This is a genomic window from Chlorogloeopsis sp. ULAP02 (genome assembly GCF_038404745.2).
Classification (GTDB): Bacteria; Cyanobacteriota; Cyanobacteriia; order Cyanobacteriales; family Nostocaceae; genus Chlorogloeopsis.
Genome location: NZ_JAYKTT020000066.1, coordinates 13,875 through 34,135 on the forward strand (window position 1 = coordinate 13,875; position 20,261 = coordinate 34,135).

Sequence of the window (20,261 nt, forward strand, 5' to 3'; positions counted from 1 at the left end):
CAGTATTAATTTTTTCAGACTTACGTAAGTTTTGAGTAAAGTCAAATCTTGTTAAGGAATTAATGAACTATAAAAGTTCAGTTGAAAGAGGTAATCTTCCGAAGATTAGATATGGGAAACAATTTTATTTCCTAACACTAATATTCATTCAAGGAGTAGCGATCGCGCTCCTATTTATAATTCCCTTTGCCGATGCCACCACCTCTAATCCCTGTCTACCAGGAATGGCAATGATTCCAGCAGGCACATTCACAATGGGATCAACTCATTCTGGTTTGAGAGAAGAACTCTCGGCTGAAGAGGTAACAGTTAGTTCTTTTTGTATTGATAAATATGAGGTGACAAATTCACAGTTCGCGGCATTTGTCAAAGCAACAGGATATATAACAGTTGCAGAGCGACCTTTACCCAAAGAACAGTTTCCCGACTTGCCAGATGAGCAGAGATTACCGGGCTCCTTAGTGTTTGAAATGGCAAAGCCAGGAGCAAAGTTGCTGAGTTGGTGGCATTGGACGACTGGAGCAAATTGGCAACATCCCTTTGGCTCTGAAAGTGCGATCGCGGGTAAAGATAACTATCCAGTTGTTCACATTGCCTACGAAGATGCAGTAGCCTATGCCCAATGGGCAGGAAAATCATTGCCTACAGAAGCCCAATGGGAATACGCCGCCCGTGGGGGGTTAGATGGTGCAACTTATGCTTGGGGCAATCAATACTCTGAGAAAAAAGCCAATACCTGGCAAGGAATTTTTCCCTTTTTCAACACCAAAAGTGATGGTTACGTAGGAATTGCTCCAGTTGGTTCCTTTCCACCCAATGCTTATGGTCTTTATGACATCACAGGTAATGTCTGGGAATGGACTTCTGATTGGTATAAGTCAGGACATAATGACAAAACCCACAGTATTAATCCTACAGGCCCACAGCAAAGTTTTGATCCGAATAAACCTACCGAAAGCGCTTTACACGTTATTAAAGGAGGCTCTTATCTGTGTGCGCCCAACTATTGCAGTCGCTTCCGTCCAGCAGCACGAGAATCTCAAACGCCCGATACTGGTACAACCCATATTGGATTTCGCTTAGTTAAGAACTTGACTACAGAAAGGATGAAGAATGAAGTCTGAATACAAGCTATCAAAAATAGCAAAGGGGATCGCCTTATCTTTGCTCATCACTTTGTTGATGGTAAATAGCCCTGTCCTAGCAGCCACATCAGAAGTTTTACCTGTTACCCCACCAGAGTTCAAGGGTAAAATCGGCATCACCTACAAAGAGTCACAGCCAGATTTTCCCCAACCAATTACCGCCCCAGCCAAAGCGCCCAACATCTTGCTAGTGCTATTAGATGATGTGGGCTTTGGACAAGCCAGTACTTTTGGCGGCCCGGTGGAAACTCCTAATTTGACTCGCCTAGCCGAAAGAGGACTACGCTACAACCAATTCCACACCACAGCCCTGTGTTCACCTACCAGGGCAGCACTTTTAACTGGACGCAATCACCATTCAGTCAATACAGGGGTAGTTGAGGAATTAGCCACAGGTTATCCCGGCTACACAGCAATTTTGCCCAAAAGTGCTGCTACCATCGCCGAAGTGTTGCGGCAAAATGGTTATAACACGGCTGCATTTGGTAAATGGCACAACACCCCAGACTATGAAACTAGCGCCGCTGGGCCTTTTGATCGTTGGCCTACAGGATTGGGATTTGAGTACTTTTACGGTTTTCTTGGTGGTGATACTAACCAGTGGAGTCCTGCCCTGGTAGAAAATACCAAACGAATAGAGAAACCAGCCAATAAGCCAGATTATCATCTCACTCCTGACTTAGTAGACCATGCGATCGCCTGGATTCACAACCAACAATCCATTGCTCCAGACAAACCCTTTTTCACCTATCTGGCTACTGGAGCCACCCACGCACCCCATCACGCCCCCAAAACTTGGATTGACAAGTACAAAGGTAAGTTTGATCGAGGCTGGGATAAATTACGTGAAGAAATCTTTACTCGTCAGAAACAACTGGGTGTAATTCCTGCTAATGCCAAACTTACTCCCCGCCCCAAAGAACTGCCAGCTTGGGATTCCCTCTCAGCAGAAGAAAAGAAACTCTCTGCTCACATGGCGGAGGTATTTGCCGGATTTTTAGCTCATACAGATTATGAAATTGGCAGGTTGATTGATACAGTTGCTCAACTTGGTGAACTAGATAACACCTTAGTCATCTATATAGTCGGAGACAACGGTGCTAGTGCAGAAGGTGGTTTAACAGGTACGGTCAATGAATTGAAATTCTTCAATGGTGTACCCGAAAATCTATCACAACTGCTAGCTTCTTATGATGAATTGGGTAGCCCCAAGACATTCAACCATTTTCCTGCGGCTTGGGCATGGGCAGTTAATAGTCCCTTCCAATGGACAAAGCAAATCGCCTCTCACTTTGGTGGAACTCGTAATCCCTTGGTCATTTCTTGGGGTGAAGGTATTAAAGACCGACGAGGTGGAATCCGCAGCCAATTTCATCATGTCATTGATATTGCACCCACCATTTTAGAAGTAGCGGGAATTACTACCCCCAAAGAAGTGAATGGTGTCAAGCAAAAACCAATTGAAGGTACTAGCCTAGTTTATACCTTCGATCATCCTGATGCTCCTTCCCATCGTCAAACTCAGTATTTCGAGATGCTGGGCAACCGAGCCATTTACGATCGAGGATGGGTGGCGGCGGCTCGTCATAGACGCTTACCTTGGGAACGGACAGTAAAAGCTGACTTTGATGCAGATCCGTGGGAACTGTATAACATTGCAGAAGATTTTAGCGAAGCGAACGACTTAGCAAAAGAGAATCCCGACAAGCTAGAAAAACTGCAAAAGCTCTTTTTTAAAGAAGCCCGCAAGTACAATGTCTTACCATTGGACGATCGCGCTCTAGAACGGTTTGATGTCAAAACCCGCCCCAGTTTCACCGCCGGACGCACGACCTTTACCTACTATCCTGGTGCGGTTGGCATCCCAGAAGGTAGCGCTCCAAACCTGAAAAATAGATCCTTTAGCATCACAGCTAATGTAGAAATTCCGGAAAGGGTAGCTGAGGGTGTTCTCTTAACTCAAGGCGGACGCTTTGCTGGTTGGAGTTTTTTTCTTGAGGATGGTAAGCCCACCTATGCCTACAACTATGCCAATGCTGCTCACTACATTATCCAATCCCCCGAAAAACTACCCATCGGTAAATCTACACTCCGGTTCAACTTTGATTATGATGGCGGTGCTGTTGGTGCAGGCGGAACCGGGAAACTATTCATCAATAATCAACAGGTAGCCGAAGGACGCGTTGAAAAAACCATCGCTTACCGTCTAGCCCTAGACGAAACTTTTGATATCGGTAGAGATACAGGTACTCCCGTTGTGGATTCCTACCAAGTACCCTTTGCCTTCACCGACAACTTACAGCAAGTCACCCTTGAGTTGAAGTAGTAGAAATTGGGGAGATGAGGGAGAACAAGCAGGGAGCACAGTTCCCAGTCCCCAATCCCCATTCCCCATCGCCCATAATCCCCTCACCAATCATGAATGAAATCTTAGCAGTAACTGATAAACTTGCACTCTTCACATTTATTGTGTTCACCATGTTGGGTGCAGGTTTAGGTCTGACCATACAACAGATTTGGGAACCACTGCGCAACCCCCGTCTAGTCATACTATCTCTGCTGACAAATTTTGTACTAGTGCCGCTGTTTGTATATTTACTGCTGCAAGTAGTACATCTAAGTGAACCACTAAGAGATGGCTTGCTGATTATGGCGGTAGCATCAGGGCCTCCAGCATTACCTAAACTAGCTCACATAGTCAAAGGAAATATAGCTTTTTCTGTAGGATTAATGATGTTACTTATGCTAGGCACAATCTTCTATATGCCGATTGTACTGCCCTTAGTTGTGCAAGGGGTACAAATCAACTCCTGGGAAATTGCTGAACCTTTATTGTTGATGATGGTTAGCCCGTTTTTGATTGGGTTATTTATTAAAGCTAAATTTGCTGCGATCGCTCCCACTCTTCAGCCGATTTTATTCAAATTATCTAATGCTGGATTACTTTTAGGTCTAGTAATTAGACTAGTAATTCATACTAACGATATCATCGGCTTATTAAAAACAGGTACAATCTTTGTTTGTGCAGTATTTATTCTCTTCTCCTTTAGCATAGGTTATCTTTTAGGCGGGCCTGGTATCGATACCCAGCGAGTGCTAGGAGTTGGAACGGCTCAACGCAATTTTGCCGCAGCATTATTAGTGGGTACGAGCAATTTTGACGATCCAAGCGTGGTGAGTATCATCATGGTGACAAGTATATTAATGATGGTGATAGTTCTCACTGCTGGGCCAAAATTCACAGTCATTGAGGAAGGAAAGGTTTTAGAAGTAGAACAGACACAACTTTCATAAAACCTTATGTTTAGAACCTAGTAGCTTCCCCACTGCCTGTGTTTCTTAAGAAAATCGACTTTAGTCTAACAGTAAAGGCGAAGTGTTACCCCATTGCTCGGTAAAGACAAATTCCTTTAAGGGTTTGCGGACACGGAGTGCCAGTTCACGATCGCGTAGCCCATCAGAAAGGCTCTGTGGATCGCCAGCATAACCGATTGCGATCGCAGTTGCAGGCTCATAACCATCTGGAATCTGGTATTGTTTTCTGGCACTATCTACATCAAATCCTGCCATCTGATGCACAGATAAACCCAAAGCAGTTGCTTGAATTACCAAGTTTTCGATTGCCAATCCGACATCATGAAATGCATGTCGATTGGTTTTTCCATCATTGGTGATTGTTTGAGCAACAGCAATGATGAGTACGGGAGCATTTTTTGCCCACCCTTGATTGAACTCTATCAAAGTACTAAGTAAAAGGCTATATTGCGTAGGCTCATCTTTGGTGGCAACGATAAAACTCCAAGGCTGATAGTTGTAGGAAGAAGGTGCCCAACGAGCCGCTTCTAGCACAGAGAGCAGTTTATCTTGCTCAACAGGGCGATCGGCAAAAGCTCTGGGACTCCAACGACTACGAATCAATTCATGAATAGGGTATTGTGTTTGAGCAAGTTTCTCAGCCATATTCAGGGATTTCCTTGTTGATAGAGTATTTATCTAAATTTGCAGGCGTGACATATTCATGAGTGCAATACTGATTGCTATGTTGATAGCGGTTGCAAACGCCTTGTAAAAGTCAAGAAGACTATATTTTTGAACAATAAATTTAAATAATACGATAGATTGATAGATAATTAGTAGTTAGTTTATAGTACTGCATGAATAATAGGTCAATCAAGTGTTAGCTGTTGACCAAAGCAAGGGTAGATATGGAAGTAGGTTTTAGGCTAATCACAGATTGCTTCTAAGAAGAAAATCTTCAATTTCAAAGCTAAACAAGTGTCTAAGAGAAATTGAGCAATGTCAACAACAGCATTAATTGTCGGCGCAGGAAGCGGACTGAGCGCATCCCTCGCCCGTTTGTTTGCAAAGGAAGGTTTCACTGTTGCACTAGCAGCACGACAAATAGATAAACTTAAAGGTTTATCTGATGAGATTGAAGCCGTCAGTTTTGCTGCTGATGCATCTAAACCAGATGACGTGAACCAGCTATTCCATGATGTTGAATGCAAACTAGGAGCGCCAACGGTAGTTGTATATAATCCTAGCTGGCGGGTACGAGGTTCACTAGTCGAACTTGACCCTGCCGATGTTGCCAAAACACTAGAAATAACGGCTTATGGTGGCTTTTTGGTAGCACAAGCAGCTGCGAAACGTCAGTTGACTGTAGGTGAAGGCGCTATTTTTTTTACAGGTGCTTCTGCCAGTGTTAAAGGTTATCCTCAGTCTGCACCGTTTGCGATGGGTAAATTTGCCTTACGAGGTTTGGCTCAAAGCATTGCTCGTGAACTGGCTCCTAAGAATATCCATGTAGCGCATTTCGTAATTGACGGGGCAATTCGTTCTGCTACCCGGATAGAGCCAGACGATCAACCAGATAGGTTACTTGATCCAGATGCGATTGCTCAAACCTACCTTAACATTCTCCGCCAACCTCGCAGTGCTTGGACATGGGAAGTTGAATTGCGACCTTGGGTAGAAAAATTTTAATTTTAAAAGATATCTTTGTTTATCTATAGAAATCCAGTTTAATTTCTGAAAAAAAGTTAAGTATTTATAGGGGAGACAGTTTGCGATGTAGATTTTCTTCCCGCAAAACTGCCGTTGTGTTATGACTTTAGTCTAACGCACCAAACCCTTGAAAACTAATTGGATAATGCTGCCAAAAAACTCTTGTAGTCATTATAGTTAGGAAAAACATAAGTTGCTCCTTCTTTGTATAAGGCTTGGGCTTCATTACCAGAAGCAATACCAATAAATGAATATCCTAATTTCTTAGCAGAACGAATGTCCCAAATACCATCGCCGACGTAAACAACATTAGGAAACATCTGACTATAATACTTTTCTGCTCTAGAATGTGCAATCGTCATGATTCCTTCACGGGAATCGTCGTCATCAGAGAAAGCATGGGGAATATTTTCAATAAGAAGATTAGCAGACTTGAGCTTGAATATCGCTGATGCAGCCCAACCTCCTCCAGCATAGACTAACTCATGCTCAGGAGATACAAGTAGCCTTTTCAATATCTCAAATGCACCTGGTATCGCTTTAATCCCATCGCGTGCTTTTGCACCATCAATTAACAATTCTAAAAAACGTTTTTGAAATGTCTCAACTTCTATAGATGAAGGAAAGCGACCAAGTTGACTTTGACAAACTTCCTTTAATATACAAATATTCAGTTACATGAGTATATGATGTCCAATCATTTGAGATTTGTGAAAAGCCGAATACTTCATGCAATGCACGTAAATATGATTCATCATCTAAGTTATTAGATTCAGTGAGAGTGCCATCAATGTCAAACATCACTAATTTCATCTTCGCCTGGTTTAAATATACATAGCAAAGTAATCATTGTAGATTTCCGTATTAGTCATGACTGTGAGTTCTATTTGTTTCTGTTCTTCATCTGTAGCCGGACTAGTTGCTGTCTGAGCGCTTTCTTGAGGAATAAAATCACCACAGTATTCATTCGCAGGTACAGCGGCATTCATCTTTTGGGGATAGCTCAATTTGAGATTATTCATGATTGTAATGAATTGACTGCGGCTGCGATCGCTAAATCTTGGATTGAGGCGCTTTTCTTCGCCAATGGTGGAGACTGTACGTCCTTTGTAGTCATGGGCGGGATACACCAAGGTATCGTCTGGTAAGGTGAATAAGCGTTGCGTTACTACATCATATAGAGTTCCAGGATCGCCTCCCTGAAAATCTGTGCGTCCACAACCACGAATAAATAAGGCATCCCCAGTTAACAGATGGGTTTTGTTCACTAAATATGCTATGTGACTGGCGGTGTGGCCGGGTGTGAAAATTGCTTCGATGATTACAGATCCCACTTCGAGGATTTCCCCACCGACAAGGGAGCGATCGGCTTTCGTGACAGCAGTGTTCTGGGGAACTATCACCTGACAGCCTGTTTTTTGCCTGAGTTTGCCTGCCCCTGTGATGTGATCGGCATGAAGGTGAGTTTCCAGACAGTAGCGTAACTTTAATCCCAGGTCATCTAATGATTGCAAATCGCGGTCTACTTGCTCTAAGACAGGATCGACTAGAACCGCATCTCCTGTCTTGCTATCGGCAATCAGGTAAGTGTAGCTACTGGTTTCAGGGTCAAAAAATTGACGAAATAGTAAATTTGACTGGAGTATCTCTGAAGTGCGATCGCCTGTTTCCTGATTTAACAAAGGCATAGTAGGAATAGGACGTACACGCACTGGCAGTGACTGTAACAAAGTCTTGGATAATTCCTGTGCTTGTAGCCGTAATTCTGGAACAGCAATAGTTTCCCACAAATCACCTTTACGCGGAGTTCCCAAGGTATAAAGCAGTGTTGAAACTTTATCGTCTGCTGCATATATAGCACCGCGGGCATCTGTATCTAGTCCTAAGCCGATCGCATTGGGGCGAATTAATCCCTGCGATCGCAAATTGGCAACCAGGGGATGAGGCGATCGGCGATAATCTGCTGCTACACCTGTACAATTTACTACCCGGCAAACGTGCAAGATAGTATTAGCCTGGGTTTTGCGCTGGCACACAGTCACTGCTACACCGTCAGGCAAAGCTTGATATTCTCGAATTCGCCCGGCAGAAATGGTGAGTTGCCCAGAGTCCAGCATTTGGGTGACGACATCTGCTACTTGTTGAGCAATGCGATGACGATGCATATCCCAATAGGGTGTCACATGACGTAAAAAACGCTGCTGTTCCACAGTCGGTAGTTTTTGCCAGATTTGCTTAGTGATGGGACGCAGAGAATCAATTACCGCTCGCCAGTCGTAGCCTTGGGCAGCTGCAACTTCCACCTCAGTACGTAGCCGACGCAACCAGCCGCGCACACTTTTTGGTGAGGTTTCTGGAGTCAAGAAGGTGGGATAAGGTTGAGCTGCTTGATGTTTTTGGGGAAACAATCCTCGTCGAGACACAGCATAAATTTTGCCCCGATGTTGGCGATCGTGAAGAGATAAAACCATATCCACCATCGTCAGTCCCGTACCAATTAGCAACACAGGCGCATCAGCATCAAGATCGGCTAGGGCATCAGCTGACCAAGCATTCCGTAGATAACTTTGCTCATGACTGTCTGCATTGTCAATTGCCGGAGGTGTAGAGGGTGAATTTCCCAATGCCAACACTACTCTGTCTGCGGCAAAACAGCGACCACTACGCAGAGATATGATCGTGCCTGTTCCTTCAGGCTGTATCCCTACCACTTCATCGGTTAAGCGTTCTAGTCGAACATCACTAGGTGCTGTTGCTTCTGCTTCTGCTAAAACCGATTGAATATATAAACCATAGACCTTACGAGGTATGAAGGTACTAGCATTGACTTCTTCTGGAAAGAATGCTGCTAACTCATTGTGGTTGTACTGAAGCCAACGCAACAGATGCCCCGGATCGTGAGCAAATGCACTCATATTGCCTGCCGATACATTCAGCAAATGACAGTTGGTATCTGTGCTGTAGGCAATTCCCTTACCTATTTGTTGACTGCGCTCAATCAGCTTGATGGTAAGGGGTTGGCTTGCAGTTTTTAATAAGTGGGTAGCGACTAGAGAACCACTAAAGCCTCCGCCAACAATAGCGATCGTGGTTGGAGTATGGGCAATTAAAAAACTAGGGTTCATGGCGGTTTTAGTTAGAATCAATAGTTACGCCTATTTCATAAAGTCTATCTGCCGGGACTAAACGTATTTCCAACCCAGCTAAAAGAATTAAGACTTTATTTTATATAAATTCCTATAATACCCTGCTTTCAGGCATTAAATACATTTAATTGATAAATTAACCGTAGTTTTGGATTGCACAGTAATTATTCCTTTTGTTGCTACATGATAAGTTAGTGATGTGATGCTGTGATAAAACTTATCGACAGAATCGGTACAATTAATGTCTGGGATAATTCTCAAGATATTTACAGCTATGGTTCAAGCAACAGAACATCTTTATATTGTTAAAGATGAGCATATTCTAGGTAGTGAGCCAATTATTAAGGGAACTCGTACATCTGTTAGGGCAATCGTTGAAACTTGGCGGATGGGTGTCTCTCTAGAAGAAATTCCCCAAGGTTTGCCTCACCTAACCCTGGCACAAGTTTTCGATGCGCTGAGTTATTACAGCGATCATCAAGATGAAATAAATGCTTATATTGAACACAACCGCATTCCTGAAGAATTGAGCCGTTGGTGCGATCGCTTGGGCTAATCGTTAATTCGTAGAATCTATTGCTTGTATCTGGAATGATTAACTATGTTGTTACTTTCAAACTCTGAAGATATTGTTCTATAACTGGTCTATCTGGTGGACTCAAATCCTGCGGTAATTCCTTCAAATCAAAGAAACATATTTCATTAGCTTCCTCTTCATCTGCTTTGAGTTCGCCCCTAAACTGTCGTGATATGTAAACAGCCACTACGTTAACCACAATATCCCCATTAGGACACTCATAAATAAGTTCTTGTCCCGAAAACAAGCCAAACCAATCTAGTTCATCCAATTCTAAGCCTGTTTCTTCTAGGGCTTCACGCCTAGCAGTTTCCTCCAAGGACTCGCCAATCTCCATGCTGCCGCCAATCAGCCCCCACTTTTGATTATCCTTACGGTGTTGGAGCAATAGACGATTTTGTTGATCAATAATCAGTACAGCAGATCCGGGAATGATTAGGGGACGATGCCCAACTAGCGATCGTAATTCCCGAACATAGCCCATTTTTAAATTTTTTAATTCCATACTTACTGACATACAAAATCTAATCCGATTCCCTCACCTAAAGTATTTTATGTTACACGCCCTGTTCTCCAGTTACCAACAAAAACTAGTTAAGAAATAAGACTTGATTTTATATGAACTTCTATGCTAACCTGCCTCTATCGATAAACTACGGTTAGTTTATCGATTAACCGTAGTTCATAAATACACATTGTGCATGAAACGGGAATCACCCCTTATGCCAAAAGATTGGTATGAATGGCACGACCTCTACAACACTGAGCCAAAATTGCAACAGCGTCTAGAAATCGTGCGGGAATATATTGCTTATAGCTTGAATGCGTCCCCGGCTGGAGCTATCCGGATAGTAAGTGTTTGCGCAGGTGATGGACGAGATTTACTAGGAACCTTAGAAAATCATCCTCGTAAAAGAGATGTCTATGCACGATTAGTTGAGCTAAACTCGAATCTTGTTGAACGTGGACAAGTAACTATAGAATATCTGGATTTGGCAAACCAAATTGAGTTTATCAATGGTGATGCAACGATCGCCGCTAACTATGTAGGGGCAGTACCAGCAGATATTGTGATTGTCTGTGGTGTCTTTGGCAATCTGGCTGATGAAGCTGAACTCCGTCGCTTGCTGGAGAACCTAAGTTTTCTGAGTAAAAAAGGAACTTTTATTATTTGGACTCGCGGACATTCTAACGGTATTCCCTACTCCGAGAGTGTGCGTAAAATTTTGCATGAATCTGGTTTTGAGGAAGTGAATTTTAAACTCACTTTTACAGGAGATATGGGTGTAGGTATTCATCGTTACAGGAATGAAAATTCACCTGCACCCAAGGAGCAACAGTTATTTGTTTTTTCTGGGATTCCAATTAATGCGAGGTAAAAATGTCTATTCAAGGCACATTATCTAGTTGGGAAAAACTGTTAGATACTGCCCGAAAACATACTTCTGCACGTAGAATAAAGAGGCCAGGACAATCTCCTTCTACTGCACCAATCCCCAGCAGTCTCCATAAACTTCCCCCAAATACAGCACCGCCAGTTCTTCTGTACCGAGATACTAACTCTTGGTGTCCTTTCTGCGAGCGAGTTTGGTTTGCTCTAGAAGAAAAAGAGATTCCATTTGAAACAGAGTTTATTGATTTGAGTAACAAGCCTAAATGGTATACCGATTTAGTTCCCACAACCCTTGTCCCAGCTGCAAAAATTGAGGGGAAGTTGGTGTACGAATCTAAAGATATTCTCTTGGCTTTAGAAGAAAGATTTAGTACTCCTTCACTACTTCCTGAAAATCCAGAGGAAAACGCTGTTGCTAGACAATGGGTTGAAGAGGCAGAAACTAATGGTTTTAGGGATATTGCCTACAAATTCTTAAGAGAAACACCCACAGATGCTCATGAATTGGCAAATTTACAAGCAGAATTTGAAACTAAACTTGATGAGCTAGAGCAAGCTTTAGGTAAATATCCTGGGTCTTATTTTCTCTCAAGTTTTAGTCTTGTAGATATCATGTATAGCCCCCATCTAGATAGATTGGCAGCTAATTTACCTGTATACCGGGGATATCACATCAAGGGAAATCCACGCTTCTCTCGCATCAATGCTTGGTTTGAAGCACTCAATCAACGTCCTGCCTATCATAGAGTCAAATCAGATCATATCACCAACAATTTACTCCTACGTCGTAGATGGGGTGTGGAACCGATTGGTAATCCCTTACCTCTCGATCCAGCAGACAGTGAGAAAATTCAATTTAGAGCGGAAGCAGCCGAAAGACTGAGCGATAATCGAGAAGTTGCGATCGCAGATATTCTCAAAAATTCTGGAGTGCAAGCTTTGGCAGTAGATGGCAACATTTCAGCAGTTCAAGAAGCTGTTGAGTTTCATCTGAGGCTACTGGCAGATTATCTTATTAATGGTAATGGCGCATCTTTACCAGGTGGACGAACAGGTGGTAAGGATAGTCTCGATCCAACCATCGCTGCTGTGGGAGCAATTACGCTTGCCTATGTCAGAAATCGCATCTGTGCGCCACGGGATATGAGCGCTGGTGCTGCAACTGCATTTCGAGCAGCGGCAGATAAAGTGTTGGCATCTGTTTATTAGCGATCGCTAGATTCTACATCTTGCCAATAAATATGTTTGTGCTCAAAACGCATGACAATTTTTCCTATCTTTACATGAACACCATTATTTAGAAAATTTACTTTCTTACTTGTAAATGAAACTCTATTACATTACCTTGAATAATTCAGATGAAGCGCGTCAGATCGGACGTGTTTTGTTAGAGCAAAAACTAGCTGTTTGTGTTAACTGGTTTCCGATTACCTGTGCTTACATTTGGCAAGGAGAAATTAAAGAAGAACCAGAGGTGGTGTTAATTGTGAAAACTCAGTCAGGTTATCGGGATGAGATTGAAAAGGTAATTAACCAGTATATTAACTACACTAACTTTATTGCAGAAATTTTACCTGCGGAAATTAATCAAAACTTCTTAGAATGGCTGAACGCTGAAGTTCCCATACGTTCTTTAGCAAGAACATACGTCAAATAGCAGGAACAGATTTTAAACCACTAACCACTGTACGGGCGGGTTTTAACAAAAATATTTCTGGGATAACTAAATATCTAAATAAACCAGCCCCCATTAACTATTAACCAATGACTAATGACTAACTTGTTTGATAAGAGGTAATCCCTATATTTGCAATATGGGATGCTCAAAAGATTCAAGAAATTGCATTTCCCAAAACAGGTACAACTGTTGATAAACTCAAGTTTTTTTGAACTATACACTCTTGGCTCCATTTAATTACGATACCCAACTTTGATTTTTCCAAGTCGTAAATGAAGCGATTATCCTTTGTGCTAATCGAAGTCCTGGTTTACCTACTACTGATACGTTCGAGCGAGAATTAATGATCAGTTGTGGGATGGCATTATTCAATTTCCGGCTTGCTATACGTAAGTTTTGGTTACAAGAGCGAAATTACAACTTTTCCAGATTCAAGTAACCCAGATATATTAGCCTATATTGAGCTAGGCGAACCTACCCTCGTAACTGCTGATGAGCAGATGCTCTTTGATGCTATTTTCAACTGACGTATCAATTGTAGTAAATTTCAAGACTGGAAAGTTCCTCAATCACTGCTTTCATGGCTGAAAGCAGATGCAGAGTAACAGAGGACATGATTATATATTATTAAAAATAATACGATTTGTCAAGCGATCGCAGAACTAGTAGTACAAAGTGTAGACGCACAACACTTTTATCCTAGTACTAGCCGTCAATTAGTAACTAAATCACCTGTCGTTGCAGTACTAGGCACAAAAAGCCATCTACCTGTAAATTGGCTTCATACTGAACCAGTTCTAGAGCGGATATTACTGCGAGGACAGGCGGTAGGGCTAGCAGCATCATTTTTGAATCAGGTAATTAGACTGCCACAGTTACGAAGCCAATTAAACAACCTAATTTATGAACAAGGCTACCCGCAAGTTCTCTTACTTATGGGTTTTTCTCGTGATTATTTTACCTAGCCTCAGCGCTACTACTTCAAGCTAGTACAGTTATGTTATTACATCACCCAACAAGTCTGAAAATTTTGATTTCTTCTGATTTTCCTTGACATTAGACAATTAAAAAATAGTCTGTCACTTTGATTGAACAAAATAGTACAAAGTATTGCAAAGTTATTTGACTCATGTGTAAGTCTTGATAACACATTTACTACAATAAAAATATAAATAAGATTGGGGATATTTAGTTCTCTCAATACTTATAAACAGAAAGCTAGATGATGCTGTTTTTTGTAAATCAGAGTAAAACAACATAAAATAACTCCTTCAAGAATGGAGTCATCAAAAAAGTAGTCTTTAGGTTTTTTTGCCCATAAATGATGTAGGGTTAAACCTTTGATTAGAACGTTAGTTGTAAGTTCTGTAAGACTGACTTATTGCCACGAAGTTTGCAGTTTTTTAACAAATTAGTTTTTGGTATTTTGCATTCCTTTTCAAAAATTAATACATATTTTCTTCTGAAAGGAGGCATAGACAATGACTACCATTATTCAACGTGGAAAAGAATTTGAACTTACCAAGCAATGGGATAGATTTTGCGCGTGGATTACCAGTACCAATCACCGGATTTATATCGGCTGGTTTGGTGTGCTGATGATTCCTACTTTATTGACTGCTACTATCTGTTTCATTCTCGCTTTTATTGCCGCTCCTGGCGTTGATATGGAAGGTATTAGAGAACCAATCAAAGGTTCTTTGCTTGACGGCAACAATTTGATTACAGCCGCTGTTGTACCAACTTCGGCAGCGATCGGTTTACACTTTTATCCAATTTGGGAAGCTGCTTCCATTGATGAGTGGCTTTATAGTGGTGGCCCCTATCAGTTGATTGTGCTACATTTTTTGATTGGTATTTGGTGCTACTTAGGGCGACTTTGGGAACTTAGCTATCGCCTTGGTATGCGTCCTTGGATTGCCGTTGCCTTTTCTGCACCTGCTGCTGCGGCAACAGCAGTTTTGCTAGTTTATCCTATTGGTCAAGGTAGCTTTTCTGACGGTCTACCTTTGGGAATTACGGGGACATTCCACTTTATGATGGCTGTTCAAGCAAATCATAATATCCTTATGCATCCCTTCCATATGCTGGGAGTTGTAGGAGTCTTTGGTGGTGCTCTATTAAGTGCCTTACACGGCTCATTAGTTACCTCAACACTCATCCGCAGCACAGACGAAAACGAGTCAATAAACTCCGGGTACGAATTTGGGCAAAAACAAACTACTTACAGCTACTTGGCAGGACACTATAGTTACTTAGGACGCCTGCTAATTCCGCCTCTTGCTAGCCGAAATCACCGTGCTTTCTATTTCCTGCTAGCTGCTTTGCCAACAATTGGTATTTGGTTTGCAACCTTTGGCTTTTGCTCGATCGCATTTAACCTTAATGGCTTTAACTTTAATCACTCTGTCTTAGATAGCCAAGGTGCCGTAATTCCGACAGATGCTGATATCCTCAACCGAGCTAATCTGGGTTTGCAAGCAATGCATGCCCTTAACACCCACCATTTTCCACCTATTTTATCTGGCGGTACATCGATCCCAGTTAGTTAACAATTTTCTTTTGCCCTTAGTTGAAATATAGGCACTGAGTTTGTCTTGTAAGGCGAAGTTTAAGGGTGAAAGGGGTAAAAAGGGTATGAGGGTTCCCTGAAGAACTTTCTCCCTATCTCCTACACCCTTGTATAAGAAGGAATTTAAGTGGAATCTGGTCTCAGCCAGTTATTTAGAAAATTTCTCACCAACTGGACATGGCACTACATATAGTTTAGAATGCTCTTGACCATTGCTAGGTAGCCTGTAATTTTAACTAATTCATGGTGTAAAAACTATATTTAAACAAAGTAATTTAAATTCAAAATACTTATCATTACTATAACATATTTGTATTTTTTTTAAATTCAAGTGACTATTAAATAACAATATAGTAGCAAACAGTAGTAATCAATCTAGGGAATTAACTAAGTTTAGAAGTATTATTATATTGATTAAAATCAGTATAATCTTGAGTTTATATCAATTCATAATTAGTAAATTAAATGACTTTTTCACAATCATTGCTTTTTATCCTACTTTCTAGGTGCAAGTCCTTGCTACATCTAGAGTTTTATAAAATACATGAGTATATAAATCAAAGTTTAACACGAATAATTAGGCAGTATAGAGCATTGCCTAGAGTAAGACTATCTCAGTAATTGGTTAATGTAAAAATAATATTATTTAAAGGTTGTTGCTTATTTAACTACCAATCATAGTAATTTCTTTTTGTTGATACATAAGCATCAACTTCTAATTTGAGCAAGACCAATAATCTGATGCAGTAATGATTAGCAAGCTAGGTACAATACAAATAGATGTAGATGCCGATAATTTCCTTCGGTTTCTCTCCCCTTGTCACGCCGCTTGTAGATTGAGCGTACTTCTAGACTAAAGTTCACAAACCAACGGTCAAATCTTCAAAAGCCCTGAGCAAACCATAACTTAATGAATAGTGAAAAAGAAGCCATGTTTAGTTCTACCTAGTTCCGTCATCACATCTCTATGAAAGTTAGGCGCTAGCACAAATGATTTGTTGGTTAGTCTCCTAAAAGACTTTCTTAATTTTAAATTCAGAGGTATCAATGACTTTTACTACTTTTAGCAAACACACAAATCAATATAAGTATTTAAAAGAAAGGCCACAATGGCGGGGAGAGCATCTGATGGATACTGGTATCAAAATTGAAGAGCAAAAGATGCTAGACTCTTCAGTAGAATCCAATATTTTCAATAATTTAAATCGTGGTCGAGTTGCTATTTTTATTGATGGTTCAAATTTATTTTACTCAGCATTACAACTTGGAATTGAAATTGATTATGCTAAACTACTTTATTGTTTAACTGCGGGTGCAAGGTTACTGCGAGCTTTCTTTTATACAGGATTTGATCGGACTAACGAAAAACAGCAGGGTTTTCTCCTCTGGATGCGTCGAAATGGTTATCGTGTGGTTACAAAGGATTTAGCCCAGCTTCCAGATGGTTCAAAAAAGGCAAATTTGGATGTGGAAATTGCTGTGGATATGATGAATTTAACTCCACACTACGATACTGCGGTTTTAGTGAGTGGAGATGGAGATTTAGCTTATGCTGTTAATGCAGTTAGCTACCAAGGAGCTAGAGTAGAAGTTGTTAGCGTGCGCTCAATGACTAGCGACAGCTTGATTGACGTGGCTGACTGCTTTATTGACCTTGATACTATTAAACAATATATTCAAAAAGATCCTTCTTCAGGTTATAACTACCGTCCTCTATCTAACACTAGTCTATAATTGGCAAAACTTAAGCATCTCAAAGAACCCGAAATTTCGATTGGACAGTGAAAATACATTACTTAGGTAAAATGCCGTCCTAGAAATTTTCCAAATCCACCTTTAGGATGCAGGTGACTTTTGTGATGCTAATATTTTGTGCGTGATCAGAAAAAGGTGCTAACTTTATCCCTGGTATCATTTAAGATGGTATTGTTAATATTTCTCTTTACAGAAAATACTGGGCGATCGCCAAAAACGAGCAATCTGAAAAATAAGACGTTTGCACCGCAAGCTTCTCAGTGAGTAATTTCGCGTTTTTACAACAAGAAATAAAGGTTATTCTAATTTACCTTAGGCGTAAATTTGTAGATATTTATTCACCTAACGAATTACAACGATTTTCAGATGAATAGACCACACGATACTGTAAGGGCAGGGTTTGTTTCAATCTCTAGCTTATACCGGGTTGTGTTCAAACATATTAATTTTGGCAGGCAGGGGAGACACTGCGTCTGGAGTGGTTTATTATTCCATAACTCGTGCGTAAGTCCTGATAGATTAAAATATAAACTTTGTATAAATTAAAATAAGTTATACAAATAAACAGAATACTTAAGCGGTATTACTGATGTGAGGCTAGAAAAATAATTTTGCTAGTACAGGCGCGGAATTTCGCGTGTGTGCTGTAATTCATTCAAGCCCATTTGACGGTAAATTTAAACTGAGCAGCTACGTCATCTTTTTAAAACTTTATTATCAACACTTTCACAATGTCTAAAGAAAAGCTGGTAGAAAGTAAAATATTGCTCAAACCTGGAACTTTATGGACAAAAGTTAAAGAGCAAACAGAATATGCTCTTTCTAGTGGTGCATTGATTCCCATACCCACAGAATCTGAATTTATAGAGCAAGATGGCGTACGCTTTCTGGTACGGATTTTGTCTAACCTTGTTCGCAAAGATGAAGCCAAGCGGAAACAACAAAAGCAAAGCACCTCTTCTAGTAAAGATTTTAATCCTTTTCTTCCCTATGAAGAGGATTTATTTGTTGCAGATGTTTCTGATACTCATGTCTGTATTTTGAACAAATACAACGTCGCTGACTATCACCTGCTGCTAATTACCCGTGCTTTTGAGGAACAAGAAAACTGGCTCAATCTCCAAGATTTTGTAGCTATGTGGGCATGTATGGCAGAGTGTGATGGTTTGACGTTCTACAATGCTGGGAAAATAGCTGGCGCTAGTCAGAGACATAAACATTTGCAAATTGTACCACTGCCACTTGTACCAAAAGGCCCTCAAATTCCGATTGAACCTTTACTCATATCTGCTCAATTTCAGAACTCGATTGCAACTATACCCAGACTTCCTTTTGTACACGCTTTCGCACTATTAGATTCCTATTCAGGACAGTCTTTATTCTCAACTGCCGAGAAAACACTCTTGTGCTATCATTCACTGCTTAATGCAGTCGGTTTAGAAGTAGGTGAGGGTAATAGACAATCTGGTGCTTACAATCTTTTAATCACACGAAAATGGATGCTAGTTGTACGACGAGCGCAAGAATGTTTTGAGTCTATACCAGTGAATTCTTTAGGTTTTGCTGGTACTTTGTTTGTGAAAAACGAAGAACAAATGCAATTTCTTAAACAACATGGCCCTATGACTGTTTTGAAGAATGTCGCTGTGCGATCGCTAGATAGCTAAATAAGTACTGAATACTGAAGAATATTAATTTATATTTTACTTTGAATATCTTAAGTTATGTAAAAAAATGTCAGACTCTTTTCCTTTTCAAGACTACTCCCAATTGCGTGAGTGGCACTCAGGCATTCAAACGGCTAATCGCAACAATATTTTCTGTCACTGTCGCAGTTGTAGCTACGAATGGATAGATTCTTCTACAGATGCAATTTGCAATCAGTGCGGTAGCAAAGATGTGGAACATATCTCGTGCTGGCAGTTTCCAGATGATTGAACTTTGAGCAGGTGCATCTATGAAAGTAACGGTTGTGGATGCTGGTATCATGGGGTTATGTGCAGCTTGGGTACTCTACTGTGATGGGCATCAAGTGACTGTGTACGAGCAGGGAAAGCTTCCAAGTCCGCTTGGCTCATGGGTAGATCAACATCTTTTTATACTTGGGGTCATCGTGCCAAAACGGTAAAATTGTACGCTCAGGAATTAAAACAACTGCCCAAATCCTTACTAGGAAAGAGTTTTGGCTAACTAAAAGGGAATTTTTTGGCTCCGCAGAGGGCGTAACTTATCAATATAATCACCAGTCAAATTGATATGCTCCCAACTCATGGGTGACAAATGTTGCAAGTATTCCTCTGGAATCATCACACCTTAAGATTTAAGCCAATTGACTGCATTCTCTAAATACACCGTATTCCACAGCACAATTGCAGCGATCGCGCTTGTTTAATCCACTCGCTCGGAGACATTGGTCTTCAAAGGAACGGTAGAAGCATGATAGTAACAATGGTGTATATCTTCGTAATTGTGAATAACGTCTATCAAGTAAATCTAAATAATCAAAAGACTCTGGACGTGCTAATTTTTCTGCTTCCACCATCGGCACCTTTCGAGGCATGATAAGGCTGAGATTTTCCCCAAAAGTATAGATATAAAATTCTTAGAGCATATCCAAAATTATGGCGAAAAAATCCGGTTTACTGTGTTTGATTTCGGTATTTTCCAGAATCTGACCATACAATCAATGCCACTGAAATTCAAAACGCATCACACCATTTTAGGCATCTCTTTAGGCAGTGGAAAGCATTACCAGGAGATTAATCGCTCAAACCATTACCATACCTAAGTTCTACCCATTCCCGGTTTTATTAAGAAAGAGCCGACTCATGCATAGCATAGTAGTGACAAAAGAGGGTTAATTTTGATTAACTACTTAATATTCTTCTATCACTCTCATGAGAAAGTATTATAGAATCCTTATGCAGCACAAGAATTTTCCAAAGATCTTGATTTTAGTTATTTGCTTAGAAAATAAACTCTCAACCT

At 40.8% G+C, this 20,261-nt stretch carries 19 protein-coding genes and 1 pseudogene; 14 read left to right on the top strand and 6 right to left on the bottom strand.

Annotated features, from left to right (window positions below):
• Positions 1-62: 62 nt before the first annotated feature.
• The 3 genes from U2718_RS22165 (at position 63) to U2718_RS22175 (ending at position 4,439) form a co-directional block, all read left to right on the top strand.
• Entirely contained in the window at positions 63-1,124 is a 1,062-nt protein-coding gene (locus tag U2718_RS22165) for a formylglycine-generating enzyme family protein (protein WP_342002342.1), read from the top strand.
• Positions 1,114-3,471, top strand: coding sequence for an arylsulfatase (locus U2718_RS22170; protein ID WP_342002343.1), 2,358 nt, complete (start codon positions 1,114-1,116; stop codon positions 3,469-3,471). Before U2718_RS22165 ends, U2718_RS22170 begins: the two co-directional genes overlap by 11 nt.
• A gap of 92 nt (positions 3,472-3,563) precedes the next feature.
• The gene (locus U2718_RS22175; protein ID WP_342002344.1) at positions 3,564-4,439 is read left to right on the top strand and encodes a bile acid:sodium symporter family protein; all 876 of its coding nucleotides are present in this window, start codon (positions 3,564-3,566) and stop codon (positions 4,437-4,439) included.
• 60 nt (positions 4,440-4,499) lie between these two features.
• Here the strand turns inward: U2718_RS22175 and U2718_RS22180 are convergent, their stop codons facing one another.
• Entirely contained in the window at positions 4,500-5,105 is a 606-nt protein-coding gene (locus U2718_RS22180; RefSeq protein WP_342002345.1) for a nitroreductase family protein, read from the bottom strand.
• Between the two features lie 336 nt (positions 5,106-5,441).
• Between U2718_RS22180 and U2718_RS22185 the strand changes: the two genes are divergently transcribed.
• The gene (locus U2718_RS22185) at positions 5,442-6,131 is read left to right on the top strand and encodes an SDR family NAD(P)-dependent oxidoreductase (RefSeq protein ID WP_342002346.1); all 690 of its coding nucleotides are present in this window, start codon (positions 5,442-5,444) and stop codon (positions 6,129-6,131) included.
• Positions 6,132-6,286: 155 nt separating this feature from the next.
• Here the strand turns inward: U2718_RS22185 and U2718_RS22190 are convergent, their stop codons facing one another.
• Both U2718_RS22190 and U2718_RS22195 read right to left on the bottom strand, forming a co-directional pair.
• Positions 6,287-6,667, bottom strand: coding sequence for a hypothetical protein (locus tag U2718_RS22190; protein WP_342002347.1), 381 nt, complete (start codon positions 6,665-6,667; stop codon positions 6,287-6,289).
• A 309-nt stretch (positions 6,668-6,976) separates the two neighbouring features.
• Complete coding sequence (locus U2718_RS22195; protein WP_342002348.1) at positions 6,977-9,277, bottom strand: FAD/NAD(P)-binding protein; 2,301 nt, start codon at positions 9,275-9,277, stop codon at positions 6,977-6,979.
• A gap of 262 nt (positions 9,278-9,539) precedes the next feature.
• On the opposite strand from U2718_RS22195, the gene U2718_RS22200 reads away from it, so the two are divergent.
• Positions 9,540-9,854 (top strand): DUF433 domain-containing protein, encoded by a 315-nt coding sequence (locus tag U2718_RS22200; protein WP_411813350.1) that lies wholly within the window; start codon positions 9,540-9,542, stop codon positions 9,852-9,854.
• Between the two features lie 43 nt (positions 9,855-9,897).
• Here U2718_RS22200 and U2718_RS22205 read toward each other — a convergent pair whose 3' ends face one another.
• Positions 9,898-10,392 carry an NUDIX hydrolase gene (locus U2718_RS22205; RefSeq protein ID WP_411813351.1) on the bottom strand — a complete coding sequence of 165 codons (495 nt, stop codon included), beginning with the start codon at positions 10,390-10,392 and terminating at the stop codon, positions 9,898-9,900.
• Positions 10,393-10,597: 205 nt separating this feature from the next.
• On the opposite strand from U2718_RS22205, the gene U2718_RS22210 reads away from it, so the two are divergent.
• From U2718_RS22210 to U2718_RS22225, 4 genes are all read left to right on the top strand, one after another.
• Positions 10,598-11,254, top strand: coding sequence for a class I SAM-dependent methyltransferase family protein (locus U2718_RS22210; RefSeq protein ID WP_342002351.1), 657 nt, complete (start codon positions 10,598-10,600; stop codon positions 11,252-11,254).
• A 2-nt stretch (positions 11,255-11,256) separates the two neighbouring features.
• Positions 11,257-12,477, top strand: a complete 1,221-nt coding sequence (locus tag U2718_RS22215) for a glutathione S-transferase family protein (RefSeq protein WP_342002352.1) — start codon at positions 11,257-11,259, stop codon at positions 12,475-12,477.
• Positions 12,478-12,592: 115 nt separating this feature from the next.
• Positions 12,593-12,925, top strand: coding sequence for a divalent-cation tolerance protein CutA (gene cutA, locus U2718_RS22220; RefSeq protein ID WP_342002353.1), 333 nt, complete (start codon positions 12,593-12,595; stop codon positions 12,923-12,925).
• A gap of 374 nt (positions 12,926-13,299) precedes the next feature.
• Positions 13,300-13,473, top strand: a complete 174-nt coding sequence (locus tag U2718_RS22225; RefSeq protein WP_342002354.1) for a hypothetical protein — start codon at positions 13,300-13,302, stop codon at positions 13,471-13,473.
• Positions 13,474-13,669: 196 nt separating this feature from the next.
• On the opposite strand, the gene U2718_RS22230 is transcribed toward U2718_RS22225, so the two are convergent.
• The gene (locus U2718_RS22230) at positions 13,670-13,792 is read right to left on the bottom strand and encodes a hypothetical protein (protein WP_342002355.1); all 123 of its coding nucleotides are present in this window, start codon (positions 13,790-13,792) and stop codon (positions 13,670-13,672) included.
• A 635-nt stretch (positions 13,793-14,427) separates the two neighbouring features.
• Here U2718_RS22230 and U2718_RS22235 point away from each other — a divergent pair.
• The 5 genes from U2718_RS22235 (at position 14,428) to U2718_RS22255 (ending at position 19,401) form a co-directional block, all read left to right on the top strand.
• Complete coding sequence (locus U2718_RS22235) at positions 14,428-15,498, top strand: Photosystem Q(B) protein 1 (RefSeq protein ID WP_342002356.1); 1,071 nt, start codon at positions 14,428-14,430, stop codon at positions 15,496-15,498.
• Positions 15,499-16,565: 1,067 nt separating this feature from the next.
• The gene (locus U2718_RS22240; protein ID WP_342002357.1) at positions 16,566-17,252 is read left to right on the top strand and encodes an NYN domain-containing protein; all 687 of its coding nucleotides are present in this window, start codon (positions 16,566-16,568) and stop codon (positions 17,250-17,252) included.
• Positions 17,253-18,019: 767 nt separating this feature from the next.
• Positions 18,020-18,940: a phosphorylase gene (locus U2718_RS22245; protein ID WP_342002436.1), complete on the top strand. Its 921-nt coding sequence runs from the start codon at positions 18,020-18,022 to the stop codon at positions 18,938-18,940.
• Positions 18,941-19,007: 67 nt separating this feature from the next.
• Positions 19,008-19,211, top strand: a complete 204-nt coding sequence (locus U2718_RS22250; RefSeq protein WP_342002358.1) for a hypothetical protein — start codon at positions 19,008-19,010, stop codon at positions 19,209-19,211.
• A gap of 19 nt (positions 19,212-19,230) precedes the next feature.
• On the top strand, positions 19,231-19,401 hold the full coding sequence (locus U2718_RS22255; protein ID WP_342002359.1) for a hypothetical protein: 171 nt from the start codon (positions 19,231-19,233) through the stop codon (positions 19,399-19,401).
• Between the two features lie 62 nt (positions 19,402-19,463).
• Here the strand turns inward: U2718_RS22255 and U2718_RS22260 are convergent.
• A pseudogene (locus tag U2718_RS22260) lies at positions 19,464-19,701 on the bottom strand (Tn3 family transposase); the annotation flags it as partial.
• Positions 19,702-20,261: the final 560 nt, after the last annotated feature.